The sequence below is a fragment of the Bacteroidota bacterium genome (genome assembly GCA_016715425.1).
GTDB lineage: Bacteria > Bacteroidota > Bacteroidia > Chitinophagales > BACL12 > JADKAC01.
In genome coordinates, this window is sequence record JADKAC010000008.1 from 1 (window position 1) to 15,296 (window position 15,296).

The window sequence follows — 15,296 nt, forward strand, 5'->3', positions numbered from 1 at the left end:
ATGATGTAAAGAATAAAGAAGTGTTTGGCGTTTGCAATAATCCAAATTATCATGGACATAACTATGTACTCATTGTAAAAATTGTGGGAGATATTGATCCGGATACCGGCTATGTGATGAATCTGAAAACATTAAGTGATATGATTAAAAAAAATGTTACTGAGCGATTCGATCACCACAATCTGAATATGGATGTTCCTGAATTCAGCAAATTAAATCCTACAGCAGAAAATATTGCAGTAGTAATTTATGATATCTTGCGAAAAATTCTTTCTTCAGATTTGGAATTACAAATTCGTTTGTACGAAACAGAAAATAATTTTGTGGAATATCCTGCTCTCTAACCGCTGTTAATCGTTATTCCTCTTTCAATGCTTCAGTAATAAATTCATTAGGTGAATGCAGTATTTTATGTACCGGACATTTATCCGCAATGATTAATAATCGCTTTACTGCCTCTTCACCGGGGTCTTTTTCAAATCGTATCTCTTTTTTAAAAATAGATTTATCCGCCAACCTTTCTAATGTAACGTGTACATATATTTCACCCAAATCCCATTGCTTGCGTTGTGAATACATTTTCAAAGTTATGCTGGTGCATGCTGCCAAACTCATACATAATAATTCAGTAGGTGTAGGACCTAACTCACCACCCTCTTTTTCTATAGGCTCATCGGCAAATAAAGTATGTGAACGACTGTTGCAAACTGTTTTATACTTGATATCGCCGGTACTTGCGGATGCTTTTAATATTTCTTCCATGATATATTTTAATTAAAACTTGGTTTGTTTCAAATTAACAAAATTTAACGAGTAATGTTGTAGCGCTTTTAATCAATGATTAAACTTTATTAAAATGCGTGTGGTTAATTTTGCGACTCTTATTGTTTATTCAAATACATTATAAAAAAATGGAAACAGCAGCAGCTTTGGATATTAGCGAATTGAATGAGCGCATTCATCGTGAAAGTGCTTTTATTGATTTACTCAGATTGGAGATTTCAAAAGTAATAGTTGGACAGAAATACATGACCGACAGATTATTGCTCGGGTTACTTGCGCAAGGACATATATTATTAGAAGGTGTACCCGGCTTAGCAAAAACGCTTGCAATTAAAACGTTGTCAAGTGCCATTCATGCAAAATTTTCCCGACTTCAATTTACTCCGGATTTATTGCCTGCCGATTTAATCGGTACATTAATTTTTAATCAAAAGGAAAATAATTTCGCTGTACGCAAAGGACCCATCTTCGCCAATTTTATTTTAGCAGATGAAATAAATCGTGCGCCTGCAAAAGTGCAAAGTGCATTATTGGAAGCAATGCAGGAAAGGCAAGTTACTATTGGTGATTCCACTTATAAATTAGAAGAGCCATTTCTTGTTTTGGCAACACAAAATCCGATTGAACAAGAAGGAACCTATCCATTACCGGAAGCACAGATAGATCGTTTTATGTTGAAAGTGGTAATTACTTATCCGAATAAAGAAGATGAAAAAGCAATTATCCGTCAGCAAGTGAGTAATGATTTTGCAACCATACAACAAGTAGTAACTCAGGAAGAAATTTTAAAAGCAAGACATCTTGTTCGTGAAGTGTATATGGATGAAAAAATTGAGAATTATATTCTCGATATTGTTTTTGCAAGTCGTAAACCGGAAGATTATAAACTTTCGAAGTTGAAACATTTAATTGCGTATGGTGGATCGCCTCGTGCTTCTATAAATCTTGCATTGGCAAGTAAAGCGTATGCATTTATAAAACGCAGAGGATATGTAATTCCGGAAGATGTGCGGGCGATATGCCATGATGTGATGCGTCATCGTATCGGACTTACTTATGAAGCCGAAGCAGAGAATTTGACTTCGGAAGAAATTATTTCTGAAATATTGAATGTGGTGGAAGTACCATGATTTATTTTTCTTACTGTTTTGATATAAAAAACCACGTGCATGGATAAGGCAACGTTGTTGAAAAAAGTGAGATTGGTTGAGATCAAAACAAAAGGATTATCTCAACATATTTTTTCGGGTGAATACCATAGTGCATTCAAAGGTCGTGGTATGTCTTTCAGCGAAGTGCGTTCTTATACTTATGGTGATGATGTGCGCAATATTGACTGGAACGTTACCGCCCGCATGCAACAGCCTTATATAAAAGTATTTGAAGAAGAACGTGAGCTTACCGTGATGTTGTTAATAGATATAAGTCCATCTTCTTATTTCGGAACTATTAAGCAAAGTAAAAATGAATTGATAACAGAGATGGCAGCAGTTCTTGCTTTTTCTGCAATTAATAATAATGATAAAGTGGGTGTGTTATTATTTACTGATAAGATTGAAAAATTTATTCCTCCCAAAAAAGGTAGATCACATATTCTGCGCATCATAAGTGAACTTTTAGATTATAAACCCGAAGGAAAAGGAACAGATATCGCCAAGGCATTAGAATTTTTTTCAGGCATAATTAAAAAACGTTGTACTGCTTTTTTATTCAGCGATTTTATGAGTGATGATTATGAAAAACCTTTGCGCATTGCAGCTCGCAGACATGATCTGATTGGTGTGCAAATTTGGGATCGTCGTGAAAAAGAATTGCCTGCTGTGGGGATGATGCGCATGCGGGATGCAGAAACCGGTGAAAAATTTTGGGTGGATACAAATAGCAATCGTGTACGAAAAAATTACAGAGAATTTTTTGATAAGAACACCAAATATTTTGAAACTACTTTTTTAAAATCCGGTGCGGATACCATGCACATTAATAGCGAGAAATCTTATATAACAGAATTACATAATTTTTTCAGCAGAAGAATGTTCAGAAGATAGTACGATGCAAAAGAAGATTTCACATATCATATTTATAATTTTTCTTTTCTGCATTTCTGCATTGCATGCGCAGGAAGTAAAAGTGAGTGCATCCGTAGATAGCAGCAATTATTTAATTGGAGATTATATCCGTTATGATTTGCATATTCAATCGCCTGTTACAAATACTTTTAACTGGCCCTTAATAGATTCTATCGGCGGAGAATTAGAAACTATTTCTGTTTCCGGTGTAGATACACTTTTGCAAAATGGAGCCTATGCATTGCATCAGCAAATTGTTTTTGCTGCGTATGATTCAGGTATGTTTACTATTCATCCTGTGTATGTGGAATATAAAAAACAAGGCGACACCACACAATACATTGCAGTTTCTGATAGCATACAATTACTTATTCAAACTATACCGGTAGATACCACACTTGCAATAAAACCTATCAAAGAAAATATTTCTGTAACAGTGCCGGATTACACATTGTATTTTATTATCGGTGGAATTTTATTATTGGCATTAATCGTATATCTCATTTACAGATATATTAAAAAGCGCAAACTAACACCGAAATCAGAGAAGCCAACACTCATTACTTTATATAATTACACCATGCAAAAATTGCAGGAGTTGGAAAATAAAAAGCTTTGGCAACAAGATGCATATAAAAACTATTACTCTGAATTAACAGATATACTGCGTGAGTATTTAGATATTCGTTTTGATTTGCAAACAATGGAATCCACTACGGATGAAATTATGGAACAAGCGGTGCAAGCCGGAATAAGCGCTGAGTTATTAAATCAATTAAAATTTATTCTCACTACCGGTGATCTTGCCAAATTTGCAAAGTCAAAACCTTTAGCAAATGAAAATACATTGAGTTTGCAATATGCATATCAGTTAGTGGAAACAACAAAAATGCAGAATGAAAAAGTAATAGAACAAACGAAATGAATTTAGATTTTGCACATATCACTTTTGCTGATCCGTGGTTTTTATTACTGCTGATACTTATTCCTGTATTTATTTTATATCAATATAAAAGCAAGAAAAAATTTGTTGTATTTAATTCCAGTACAATTCACAACATCAAAGAAAAATTATCTACACCTCGTACAAACTGGATTAAAATATTACCTGCATTGCGCATGCTCAGCTTTGCATTTGCAGTAATTGCATTAGCAAGACCACAAGCAGGATTCAGCAATAAAAAAATTACTACTGAAGGAATTGATATCGTAATGGCAATGGATATTTCCAGCAGTATGTATGCAATAGATTTTAAACCAAATCGTATGACTGCTGCAAAAGAAGCGGCCATAGATTTTGTGAAAGCACGTAGTAGCGATCGCATCGGATTGGTGGTGTTTGCGGGTGAAGCATTTACACAATGTCCTATTACACTCGATCATATTTTATTGGAAAATCAAATTGATATCGTGGACAACTGGCAGTTGGAAGATGGCACTGCAGTTGGCGACGGATTATTTATGGCTGTGAATCGGTTAATGGATACTACACAACTCAGTACCAAAGTAATTATTCTGTTAACCGATGGTGTACGCACAGCCGGCGAATATTCTCCACAAGATGCAGCATATGCAGCCGCTCAATTAAATATTCGTGTGTACACAATTGGTGTCGGTTCAGAAACAAACAGCCCTATTCCCGTTGTAGATAAAAGTGGCAGAATGATTTTTGAATTAGATCCACGAATTTCTTTTGATGAACCTTCGTTGAAAGAAATTGCGGAAACAACCGGCGGATTATATTTCCGGGCAACGAGTAAAGAAAAACTCAATGAGATTTATAAAGAAATTGATAAAATAGAACGACAAAAAGTGGAAGTGAATGTTACTAAACGCTATGAAGAAAAATTTTATTTGTTTGCATTGCTCGCTTTTGTTTGTTTACTTCTGGAAATAATGTTATCACAAACTATATTCCGCACATTGACATGATGGAGTTCGAGAACATACAATATTTATATCTGCTTGCAGTAATTCCGGTGCTGTTGGTATTGTATTATTTACTGTTGCGTTGGCGAAAAAAATCAATACAATCTATTGGCGATTCTTCTCTGGTAATGCAAATGATGAGCAGGTATTCCATGAAGCGCAAAACATTAAAGTTTGTATTACTCTGTCTTGCACTTATTTCATTTGCAATTGCGCTTGCAAATATTCGCATGGGCAGTAAGCGTGAAAAAGTAAAAGCAGAAGGCAGCGAAGTAATTATTTGTTTTGATGTTTCTCGAAGTATGCTTGCAGAAGATGTGAAACCTGATCGCTTGACCCGTGCAAAAATTCTTGCTTCTCAAATAATTGAAAAATTAGAAGGTAATAAAATTGCATTGATTGTATTTGCAGGAAAATCGTATGTGCAAATGCCCCTTACTGTTGATACTCGTGCCGCACTAATGTATTTGAATACCGTAAATACAGATATGGTGCAAGTACAAGGAACAGATATAGTCGCCGCTTTGGAGAATGCACAAACTACATTTGCTAACGGCACTGAAGAAAGTAATATTAATAAAAAAAATAAAGCCGTTATTATTATCACCGATGGTGAAAATCACGATTCTGATGCATTGCAAATGGCAACAAAAATGGCGGCAAATAATATTAAAATTATAACTGTTGGTGTAGGTTCAACAGCAGGTGCACCCATTCCTGTGAAAGCAGGTAGCAACACTTCTGATTTTAAAAAAGATGGCGATGGCAATATTATTCTCACAAAAATGAATGAAGGAATGTTGCGTGAAATGGCAGTTTCCGGTGGTGGTATTTATGTAAATTTAGAACAAGGCAGAACTGCAGTGAATGATATTGAAAAAGAAATTGCTTCTCTGGAAAAAGATGAAGCAAACCAATTTGAATACACCGATTATGCATATCATTTTCAATTGTTCCTCGCCATCGGAATTTTTCTGTTAGCGTTGGAGTTTTTTATAAGTGATCGCAGAGCCGGTTGGTTTTCACGATTTAATATTTTTGAAGAAGGAGGAAACGATGCGTAATTTTTTATTAATATTTGCAATTGCATTTACAACTTCATGTATTGCACAAAAAGAAAATAGTTATATAGACAAAGGCAATAAAGCATTTGAAAATAATAACTATACCGATGCAGAGAATGATTATAAAACTGCTATTACAGAAAATCCTGAATCAGTAGCGGGAAAATATAATCTTGGCAACAGTTATTACAAACAACAGAAGTATGAGGAAAGTCTGAAACAATATCAGGCAATTGCAAAAACAAGTCTCGATCCCGGCATACGTTCAAAAGCATATCACAACATGGGTAATGCATATATGGAAATGCAGGACTACGAAAAAAGTGTGGATGCATATAAAAATGCATTGAAAAGTAATCCGAATGATATGGATACAAAATATAATCTTGCCTATGCATTATCCAAACTAAAACAAGAGCAACAACAGCAACAACAAAATCAGAACGATAACAATCAGGATAAAAAAGATCAGGATAAACAGGATCAACAAAATAAAGAGGATAAAAATAAAGATCAGAAGGATGAGAATAAACAAGATCAGCAAAATCAGAATCAGCAAAATAAAGATGAACAACAGCAGAAACCACAACCGAAAAAATATTCTCCTGAAGAATTAGATCGCATTATGCAAACGCTGAATAATCAGGATAAAAAAACACAGGATAAAGTGAATCAACAAAAAACTCAACCCGTGAGAGTGCAGGGTGAAAAAGATTGGTAATGAAACAACTGAGTGTAATCATAACATGTATTTTTATCAGTGCATTATCCATTGCACAAAGTGCATTTGAAGCAACTGTAAGCAGAAACCAGGTAAATACTTCTGATCGTTTTACAATCACTTTTACGCTACAAAACGGAAGTAGTATTTCTAATTTCAAAGCACCGGCCTTCAGTGATTTTTATGTATTGGGTGGTCCTAATCAAAGCAGCAGTTTTAGTTCTATAAATGGCAGAACATCTCAGAGTATAAGTTATGCCTATGTGTTGCAAGCAAAAGCAGTTGGTAAGTTTACTATTAGTTCTGCAAGTATAAAATCAGGAAAGGAAACCTTAACAACACAACCAATCACGATTGAAGTAAGTGAGCGTCCGGCATCAAATAATAATAATTCAAGCAGCAATGATGAATCCACCGATGTAAATAGTTATTTGAAAAAAAATCTTTTTATAACAGCAACTGTAGATGTTGCTTCAGTGTATAAAGGGGAAGAAATTACAGTTACTTACAAACTCTATGTAAATCGCAATTCGCAGATTTATGATTATCGTGTAACAGGTGCTACAGTAGTTCCAAAATTTAATGGCTTTCATTCTGCGGAAATAAATGTGCAGAATACACAAGGGAATTATGAAACCATCAACGGTCAATCGTATTTAGTACAAGTAGTAAAAAAGACTAAGCTCACTCCGCAAATTGGTGGTACATTAGAAATTGATCCACTTGGTGTGGATGCATTGGTTGCGCTGCGAGCAAAAAAACAAAGCAATAGTAAAGATCCATGGGATCAATTTTTTAATTCAAATTATGAGCGTTATGATTTTGAAATTGTTTCAAACGCATTGAATGTTGAAGTGAAAGAATTGCCTGCAAATGCACCTGAAAGTTTTAATGGTGCTGTTGGAAGATTTGATATGAAAACAGAAATCAACACAACAAAAACAAAAACAGATGAACCTATAACTTATCGGATTAAAATTACAGGCAACGGAAATCTTGCATTATTCCAAACACCTGTATTAGATCTTCCTCCGGGTTGGGAAACTTATGATCCTAAAATTTCAGAAACCGCTACTTCTAAAACTTATGAATATTTATTAATACCTCGTTCGCCCGGCACATTTACTTTACCCGCACATAAATGGAGTTATTTTGATCCGGATAGAAATCTATATCAAACTATTGCATCCGATGAATATGCAATTGATGTAGAAGCAGGAACAGGATACACAGGTGGTAATAATACAACAGGTATCAGCAAAGAAGAAGTAGAAATGTTAGCTCAGGATATTCGCTATATAAAAACAAAAGCACCGGAGTATGTTGTATCAAAAAACTTGTTGCAATCACCCATTGCTTATATCGGATTATCTGCACCCATTCTTTTAGGTTTCTTTTTATTTTTCTTCACAGCAAGAAGAAGTGAAATGGAAAAAGATGTAGTAGGAATGCGCAATCGCAAAGCAACAGGTATTGCAACAAAACGATTAAAAGTTGCGCATGGTTTTATTGCAGAGGACAATCGCAAAGCATTTTATGATGAAACTATTAAAGCAGTGTGGGGATATCTTTCGGATAGATTTAATATTCCGCAAAGCAATCTTTCCAAAGAAAACATTGCGGACATTTTGCAACAGAAAAATATAAGTGAATCTGCAACACAGGAATTATTTGCGTTATTAAACCGAAGTGAAATTGCGTTGTTTGCTCCCGTGCAATCCACAGCAATTATGCAGGAAGAATACAATAAAGCAGTGCAATTAATTTCAGGAATTGAAAATGAATTATCCGCATGAAAAAAATAAGCTTTATACTCAGTTTGTTTTTTGTGTTTGTGGTGAATGCACAAGATTCATTGGATGTGTATCTTGCCAATTCACAATACGATAATAATAATTATACTGCAGCAATTGAGATGTATGAAAATCTGATTGCAGCAAATGGTTCTTCAGCAGAAATATATTATAACCTCGGCAATGCATATTATAAAACAAATCAATTTGGTTTAGCAATATTAAATTATGAACGCTGTTTGCAAATTACTCCCAACGATAAGGATGCAACATTTAATTTAGAATTAGCCAACCTGCATATTAAAGATAAATTAGCACCTGTAAATCGTTTATTTATTATTCGTTGGTGGCAAAGCTGGATTAATATTTTGCAAGCAAATCAATGGCTTATTATTTCCATTATTCTTATTTGGATAGCTGTTGCAGGATTTGCAGTTTATCGCATAAGTAGAAAATTACAATTGCGCAAAGCCGGATTTTTTATTTTCGGAATCAGCTTAATATTTTTTGTTTTTGCAATTAGCTGCACGTATGCAAAAGCAGCTTATGATAACAATTATCATTTTGGAATTATTACTCAACCGAGTTTAATAATTAAAAGTGAACCGAGTGAAAACAGCACCAATTTAGTGATGTTGCACGAGGGATTAAAACTGCGTATTCTCGATTTACAAAACGATTGGTATAAAGTAGAAATGCCCGATGGCAATCAAGGTTGGGCATTAGCTGTTGGCGTTGCTAAAATTTAAGACAGGTCAACAGTTTGTTATTACTTCCTGTCTAATTGCTTCTTTGAATTCTACAGAAATCCTGTAATGCCGATCAACATCCCACTTCTATATGTTAATGTTATGTTATAAAAAATTTTTAGTCGAAGCGAAAATGACCTTATAAAAGCTTGCTTGCAAAATAAGGAATGCTTCTGTGCGCAGGGGAATGTGCGGGAAAAGAATTCAGTCAGCCAGTTGATAGAATTTTTTCATTTCGATTAAACACAATTCTCGCACAACGTAATAAATTTGAAATTACCCGGCTGACCTTATTCTTTTCTGCAAGAAGTATGACGTAAATTTTGCTGCTTGCCTGCCTGTCCGGTAGGCAGGCTTTTATACAGTCTTGATCTTTTTGTTTCTTTTTGCATCAAGGCAAAAAGAAAAGAAATTAAGAAGTGTGATGAAATAGTTTGAAATAGTTTTTTGCGCTGCAAAAATTTAATGCCAGTCAACTGTTTATAATTACTTTCATTCAAAATACTTTTCCTATTTCAATTGCAGTTATTACATAAATGACGTTTATGGAATAGTGTGGTACAAGCATCTCACCAGTAATAAAAACTAAAAGCTATGAACACTAAAACTGCCTTCAATCCATTTCAACACACTACAGTATTTTTTATGTTTGGTGTGCTCATTTCTTTGTTGATTGTGTTATATGCACTCAACTGGAATGGACCTAAAGTATCTCACAAGATATTAGATTTTTCTTCCGATGATTTCACGGATTTTATGCCGATTGAAATTCATACTGAAGAAATAAAAACAATAGCACCTGCTCCAAAGCATGTAGAAAAAACTGCGACAGAATCAACCACTGTTGTAAATACACAAGTGATTGAAGTATCCAATACAAAAATGACGTTTGATAAATTTAATATAGAAGCAATTGATATTAAACCAATACAAAATCCGGTGATAATAACTACTACAGAATCAAATGATAAAATTTATGAAGTAGTGGAACATGCGCCTGAATTTCCCGGTGGATTATCTGCATTGTATCAATGGTTAAGTCGCAATATTATATATCCTGAATTTGCCCGTGATGCACAAATAGAAGGGATAGTATATGTAAGTTTTGTGGTGAATAAAAATGGTATTATCAGCGATGCAAAAATTGCAAGAGGTATTGGTGGCGGATGTGATGAAGAAGTGTTGAGAGTACTGAGTTTAATGCCCGCATGGAAAGCCGGTATGCAGGGAAACTCCAAAGTGAAAGTGCGTTATAATCTTCCGGTAAAATTCAAACTTGGATAACATATAGTTTTAGTTTAGGTGAAAAAGTGAAAGGTCTTGTATTATGCAAGGCCTTTTTTATTTAAATAAATATGTGATTACATAAATAAATTCAGATATTTTTTCAGAGAAAAATACACGATACTCAATACCCGATACTCATTACTATTCCACCATCACCTTCTCAGTATGCAACAATATATTTTCCTGATAGCATTGCAACAAATAAATACCTGCACTAAAATTATTGAGTGCGATAGTTTGTATTTCTCCAGCAAATAATTCCTGCTCTAAAATTTTATTGCCAATTAAATTATAAATAATAATGCGAACCGGAATTTGTGTTTCTGTAATTGCTGTTAGGTCAATATATAATTCGTTGGTAGCTGGATTGGGATAAATAGTTATGTCTTCATATACATGTAAACTTGATTCAATTGATACTGTATTTAAATCAAATGCTACCAACCATGCATCGGTTTCAAAGTAGAAATTTCTTTCATACCCGCACTCAATATCAAAGTCTGGGAATGAATCAGGTATGGTATTTTTAATAAAGGCATATAACATATTATCCTTCAAAAGTATGTTGCCATTAAAACTGCCACATGCCAAATCGCCACATGGATCGCTGCCGCCAAAGTTTTTGCTCCATAATGTATTGAAGTTGCTATCGGTAGCAAACAGCCAGTAATCCAACTCTTCTCCATTGTTATAATTATCAGGCAAGTCATAATCAGGCGATGCGCTTGCACCTATAAAGTAAAAATTTCCCTTGTCTTATCTTCAATCACCCGATTAAATCCATCAGATTCACTTCCTCCCCATTGCTTAAAAAGGTTAAATCAAGATTGGCATTAAAAATTGCCATCGCTCCCTCATCGGAATCATGTTCAGGGAAGTAGGATATAATTCAGATGCCGGATCCCCCTGTCCAACGATCAAAAATCCATCTTTAAAAGTCATAACCATATGAGCAGGTATAATTATATAAATCTAGTGTCCCCCGACATAAAACTTTCGTCCACAATATTGCCGAGGCTGTCTAATTTTACGATCCAACGCTTGTCGCCGCTGATACCGCTATCTGCCAAATCATAGTCATTGCTATGGGCACCTATATTAATGATGTAATAACCTCGCTCGTTTTCAATGATATCACCCAACGGTCCATCATCCCCACTGCCGCCCAAAACTTTCAACCAAATTATTTCACCAGCACTATCTATTTTAATTACAATCGCATCATCATCTCCCGCACCACCCGGATAATGAAATGGGATGTCGCCACCGGCGGCACTGCTGCGGCCGGTGAGTAAAAAGCCGCCATCTTGTGTTGGAAGCAACCCCTCAATCACATCTGTGCCGGGACCGCCAAAAGACTTTTGCCAAAGTTGATTACCAATGTTATCGGTTTTCATTAAACCAATGTCCAAAAAACCATTATTCTCCCCACAATCTATTTCAGTAGCACCACCATAAATATATGATTCATCGTTAAGTTGAAATATTTTATTTGCAGTAAACTGGCAATCATAATATCCTGAAAATTTTTGCCATTCAATATCAAATAAACTATTAAATTTTATAATCCAACCATTTGAATATGGTATCCCAGTTAAATCTCCATTGGTTGAAGAAGTTAAGATACTGGCTAAAATTCCCCCATCTGTGGTATGAATAGCATCAGAAAAAAAATCATTGGCACTTCCTCCATAACACCTCTGCCATGCTATCTCCGGCCCGGGGTTTACCTGTGCATTCAGAGCTAAAGCAATTGCAAATAAAAAGGAGGTGATATAATATTTTGCTTGTTGCATAGTGGTAGAATTGGAGAGTAAGGTAATAAATTTTTTCTATTGAAATGAAAAAATAAATTTGATGTTAAGCATCGAAAAAAATATGAGCAAAGACACTAACCTTAGAGATAGTGAGTACAACATTTTGTAGCTTAGGATAATGGTAATAACATCAAATATTGAAAGTATCAGAAAGTTGTGTAACGCACATTATGTAGAAACAATGTATGTATTCGGCTCTGCATTAAATTCAAATTTTAATGATGAAAGTGATATTGACTTTCTTGTCAAATTCAAAGAAATTGATTTAGCAGAATACTTTAATAATTATATGGATTTTAAATTGAAGCTTGAATCTTTAGTTGGTAGAAAAGTGGATTTATTAGAGGAACAGACTTTAAAGAATCCAATTTTAATACAATCAATTAACAGATCGAAAGAAATGGTGTATGGATGAAAATATTTGTTGAGTGTTGTTTTAGAAGGTTTTACCGCAATAATGTTGGGGGTACCGAGTGGGGGTATTAAAAAATTTGGGAATTCTCACGATGCTAAGCTTATTGGTTTAAAAAGTTATTCATTCTTATGACAACATATCTAAGAAAATATTTGGTCAATTTTAATAAATCATCTTCCTAAACTCAAAGCAGAAATTGAGTTACTCATAAAGAAATAAATCTTGTGTTCAGGTAGTCGTACTAACCCCCAATGGACAAAGAAATCTTAAAGAAAAAAAATTGAGATAAAACAAAAACGCTACATCCCAAATATCAGATTCGTAAACATGAAACTGAAAAAGCCTAAGAGATATCCGTAATAAATTTCACGGGTTGTATGTGCATGTAATGCAAGTCGTGCGGAACCAACTAAACCTGCAATGATTATCATAATGATAAATGGATATAATGAATTGAAATTGGTATAAGGTAACAGCAGTAAAAAAAATGCAACCATTCCACCAACACCTGTTGTATGCATACTAATTTTTAATACAAGTAAATTCATTAAAAATGCAAGCACAATTGAAATGGTGGACCCCAATAACATAAACGTAATTATGCCATTAAATCCTTCTTTATAAAAGACATAAAATGCCCAGATATATAAAGCAAGTGTTGCTATGTATGGAATGATGCGGTCCTGCCGGTCACGTAGATTTACACCTTTCACAAAATTTAATGCACTCATTAATAACACCACCACCGCAGGGAAAAAAAATGTGAGCAATCCTACCCGCAACATCAACATATAATTTTCATACGGATCGGGAAAAGTAAATGGGTTGGATTTGATGATATAAATTGTTCCCAACAATGGAAGTAATAATGGTTGGAATACAACAGAAATTACATGGCCGTAAATATTTTTAATATTCATGTAATGCAAATGTACACATAAGCACTTATGCAGAATAACAGTTATACAATACGGTAAGTGAATATTATAATTCTCTGCGCAATCGGGCTACAGGAATATCCAATTGCTCACGGTATTTTGCTACAGTACGCCTTGCAATATTATATCCTTTTTCATGCAGTTGTTCTGTAAGTTCCTGATCGCTCATCGGACTTTTTTTATCTTCCAGATTAATTAAATCATCCAGAATTTTTTTCACTTCACGAGTAGAAACTTCTTCACCGGCATCATTGGTAAGCGATTCACTAAAAAAGAATTTTAATGAGAAAGTACCAAACTCAGTACTTACATATTTACTGTTTGCCACACGACTCACCGTAGAAATATCCAGACCTGTAACCTCAGCAATATCTTTTAATATCATTGGTTTCATCCGTGTTTCATCGCCCGTTAAAAAGAAATCATACTGATGCTCCATGATTTGATACATGGTGTTGTACAAAGTATTTTGACGTTGACGAATAGCATCAATAAACCATTTTGCAGAGTCTAATTTTTGCTTGATAAATTGAACCGCTTCTCTTTGCTTTTTATCTTTCTTATCTCCCGCTTTATAATCCTGCATCATCACTTTAAAATCCTGACTGATGCGCAGGTCGGGGGCATTGCGTGAATTCAATCGCAATTCAAGAGTACCTGTATTATTTATAATTGTAAAATCAGGAATAATAAATTGATTGAACGATGAATTGTTGTCTTTCACCGAGCCACCCGGTTTTGGATTAAGTTTTAAAATTTCATCCAACACAATCTTCAATTCACTCTCCTCCAACTTCATCTGCCGTGCTAATTTATCGTAATGCTTTTTTGTAAATTCATCAAAGTATTCTTCAATAACTGTGATAGCTCTCTTCACATTTTTTGTATGAATTTTTCTTTCTAATTGCAACAACAAACATTCACGCAAATCTCTTGCACCCACACCCGGCGGATCAAATCCCTGAACTACATCCAGCAATTCTAAAATCTCTTCTTCGGTAGTAATAATATTTTGAGAAAATGCAAGATCATCCACTATCGCACTAATTTCTCGGCGCAAATATCCATCATCATCAATGCTTCCAATAATTTGTTTTGCAATGGATTGTTGTCTGTCATCACAATCCACCATACCCACTTGTTTGGTCAGGTTTTCATGAAATGTTTCCAGCACCGGAATCGGCACCGTGCGATTATTTTCATCATCATCATCATAACTATCGCCTCTTGTTTTATAATCAGCATAATCATCATCTTCTAAATAATCCGTAAGATCAATTTCTTCATTATTATCCTTTTCCTCCTTGATAGATTCTTCTTCTTCATTCTTATCACTGAAAATATCTTCTTGTGGTTCTTCACTATCATCTGCAGAAACTTCCAAAGCCGGATTAATCTCCAATTCTTCTTTGATGCGTTGCTCCAACTGATCTGTCGGCACCTGCAATAGTTTCATCAACTGTATCTGCTGTGGCGATAGTTTCTGTAATAGCTTCTGACTGAGTTTTTGTCGTAACATAATTTTATAACTGCTTCAAAATTAGGATAACTTATTAAGTCCGGCAATACAGATAGTTATACCTTTTATGAAAAATATTTTGTAATGCATTTAATTTAAAAGACAATACTAACGATATAAAGTTGCAGGGATTATCTTTTCAAATGATATTAATCTTTTTAATAAATCAGACAATAATTTTTTATGATGATCTAAACATCGGGTTTATAACAGAT

General features: G+C 34.5%; 16 protein-coding genes. 11 read left to right on the forward strand and 5 right to left on the reverse strand.

Annotated elements, in window-relative coordinates; genetic code table 11:
- Positions 1-344: 6-carboxytetrahydropterin synthase (locus tag IPN31_14170; protein MBK8683021.1), on the forward strand; the 344-nt coding region annotated here is incomplete at its 5' end.
- A 13-nt stretch (positions 345-357) separates the two neighbouring features.
- Here the strand turns inward: IPN31_14170 and IPN31_14175 are convergent.
- Positions 358-762 carry an OsmC family protein gene (locus IPN31_14175; GenBank protein MBK8683022.1) on the reverse strand — a complete coding sequence of 135 codons (405 nt, stop codon included), beginning with the start codon at positions 760-762 and terminating at the stop codon, positions 358-360.
- A 149-nt stretch (positions 763-911) separates the two neighbouring features.
- On the opposite strand from IPN31_14175, the gene IPN31_14180 reads away from it, so the two are divergent.
- From IPN31_14180 to IPN31_14220, 9 genes are all read left to right on the forward strand, one after another.
- Entirely contained in the window at positions 912-1,913 is a 1,002-nt protein-coding gene (locus IPN31_14180; GenBank protein ID MBK8683023.1) for a MoxR family ATPase, read from the forward strand.
- 39 nt (positions 1,914-1,952) lie between these two features.
- Complete coding sequence (locus tag IPN31_14185; protein ID MBK8683024.1) at positions 1,953-2,828, forward strand: DUF58 domain-containing protein; 876 nt, start codon at positions 1,953-1,955, stop codon at positions 2,826-2,828.
- 4 nt (positions 2,829-2,832) lie between these two features.
- The gene (locus IPN31_14190; GenBank protein ID MBK8683025.1) at positions 2,833-3,774 is read left to right on the forward strand and encodes a hypothetical protein; all 942 of its coding nucleotides are present in this window, start codon (positions 2,833-2,835) and stop codon (positions 3,772-3,774) included.
- Positions 3,771-4,781 (forward strand): VWA domain-containing protein, encoded by a 1,011-nt coding sequence (locus tag IPN31_14195; GenBank protein MBK8683026.1) that lies wholly within the window; start codon positions 3,771-3,773, stop codon positions 4,779-4,781. Before IPN31_14190 ends, IPN31_14195 begins: the two co-directional genes overlap by 4 nt.
- Positions 4,781-5,842, forward strand: coding sequence for a VWA domain-containing protein (locus IPN31_14200; protein ID MBK8683027.1), 1,062 nt, complete (start codon positions 4,781-4,783; stop codon positions 5,840-5,842). Before IPN31_14195 ends, IPN31_14200 begins: the two co-directional genes overlap by 1 nt.
- Entirely contained in the window at positions 5,835-6,563 is a 729-nt protein-coding gene (locus IPN31_14205; GenBank protein ID MBK8683028.1) for a tetratricopeptide repeat protein, read from the forward strand. Before IPN31_14200 ends, IPN31_14205 begins: the two co-directional genes overlap by 8 nt.
- A complete protein-coding gene (locus tag IPN31_14210) occupies positions 6,563-8,359 on the forward strand; it encodes a protein BatD (protein ID MBK8683029.1) in 1,797 nt (598 codons plus the stop codon). The genes IPN31_14205 and IPN31_14210 overlap by 1 nt, the downstream gene beginning before the upstream one ends.
- Positions 8,356-9,105, forward strand: a complete 750-nt coding sequence (locus IPN31_14215) for a tetratricopeptide repeat protein (protein MBK8683030.1) — start codon at positions 8,356-8,358, stop codon at positions 9,103-9,105. Before IPN31_14210 ends, IPN31_14215 begins: the two co-directional genes overlap by 4 nt.
- 594 nt (positions 9,106-9,699) lie before the next feature.
- Entirely contained in the window at positions 9,700-10,389 is a 690-nt protein-coding gene (locus tag IPN31_14220; protein MBK8683031.1) for an energy transducer TonB, read from the forward strand.
- Between the two features lie 144 nt (positions 10,390-10,533).
- Here IPN31_14220 and IPN31_14225 read toward each other — a convergent pair whose 3' ends face one another.
- Complete coding sequence (locus IPN31_14225) at positions 10,534-11,097, reverse strand: T9SS type A sorting domain-containing protein (protein ID MBK8683032.1); 564 nt, start codon at positions 11,095-11,097, stop codon at positions 10,534-10,536.
- Between the two features lie 257 nt (positions 11,098-11,354).
- On the reverse strand, positions 11,355-12,188 hold the full coding sequence (locus IPN31_14230) for a hypothetical protein (protein ID MBK8683033.1): 834 nt from the start codon (positions 12,186-12,188) through the stop codon (positions 11,355-11,357).
- A 136-nt stretch (positions 12,189-12,324) separates the two neighbouring features.
- On the opposite strand from IPN31_14230, the gene IPN31_14235 reads away from it, so the two are divergent.
- The gene (locus IPN31_14235; GenBank protein ID MBK8683034.1) at positions 12,325-12,624 is read left to right on the forward strand and encodes a nucleotidyltransferase domain-containing protein; all 300 of its coding nucleotides are present in this window, start codon (positions 12,325-12,327) and stop codon (positions 12,622-12,624) included.
- 299 nt (positions 12,625-12,923) lie between these two features.
- Here IPN31_14235 and IPN31_14240 read toward each other — a convergent pair whose 3' ends face one another.
- Entirely contained in the window at positions 12,924-13,544 is a 621-nt protein-coding gene (locus IPN31_14240) for a hypothetical protein (protein ID MBK8683035.1), read from the reverse strand.
- 64 nt (positions 13,545-13,608) lie between these two features.
- On the reverse strand, positions 13,609-15,081 hold the full coding sequence (gene rpoN, locus IPN31_14245; GenBank protein ID MBK8683036.1) for an RNA polymerase factor sigma-54: 1,473 nt from the start codon (positions 15,079-15,081) through the stop codon (positions 13,609-13,611).
- Positions 15,082-15,296 lie beyond the last annotated feature (215 nt).

Coding starts and splice junctions, on each gene's coding strand:
- IPN31_14175 (MBK8683022.1), bottom strand. CDS start 762: ATGGAAGAAATATTAAAAGCATCCGCAAGTACCGGCGATATCAAGTAT.
- IPN31_14180 (MBK8683023.1), top strand. CDS start 912: ATGGAAACAGCAGCAGCTTTGGATATTAGCGAATTGAATGAGCGCATT.
- IPN31_14185 (MBK8683024.1), top strand. CDS start 1,953: ATGGATAAGGCAACGTTGTTGAAAAAAGTGAGATTGGTTGAGATCAAA.
- IPN31_14190 (MBK8683025.1), top strand. CDS start 2,833: ATGCAAAAGAAGATTTCACATATCATATTTATAATTTTTCTTTTCTGC.
- IPN31_14195 (MBK8683026.1), top strand. CDS start 3,771: ATGAATTTAGATTTTGCACATATCACTTTTGCTGATCCGTGGTTTTTA.
- IPN31_14200 (MBK8683027.1), top strand. CDS start 4,781: ATGGAGTTCGAGAACATACAATATTTATATCTGCTTGCAGTAATTCCG.
- IPN31_14205 (MBK8683028.1), top strand. CDS start 5,835: ATGCGTAATTTTTTATTAATATTTGCAATTGCATTTACAACTTCATGT.
- IPN31_14210 (MBK8683029.1), top strand. CDS start 6,563: ATGAAACAACTGAGTGTAATCATAACATGTATTTTTATCAGTGCATTA.
- IPN31_14215 (MBK8683030.1), top strand. CDS start 8,356: ATGAAAAAAATAAGCTTTATACTCAGTTTGTTTTTTGTGTTTGTGGTG.
- IPN31_14220 (MBK8683031.1), top strand. CDS start 9,700: ATGAACACTAAAACTGCCTTCAATCCATTTCAACACACTACAGTATTT.
- IPN31_14230 (MBK8683033.1), bottom strand. CDS start 12,188: ATGCAACAAGCAAAATATTATATCACCTCCTTTTTATTTGCAATTGCT.
- IPN31_14240 (MBK8683035.1), bottom strand. CDS start 13,544: ATGAATATTAAAAATATTTACGGCCATGTAATTTCTGTTGTATTCCAA.
- rpoN (MBK8683036.1), bottom strand. CDS start 15,081: ATGTTACGACAAAAACTCAGTCAGAAGCTATTACAGAAACTATCGCCA.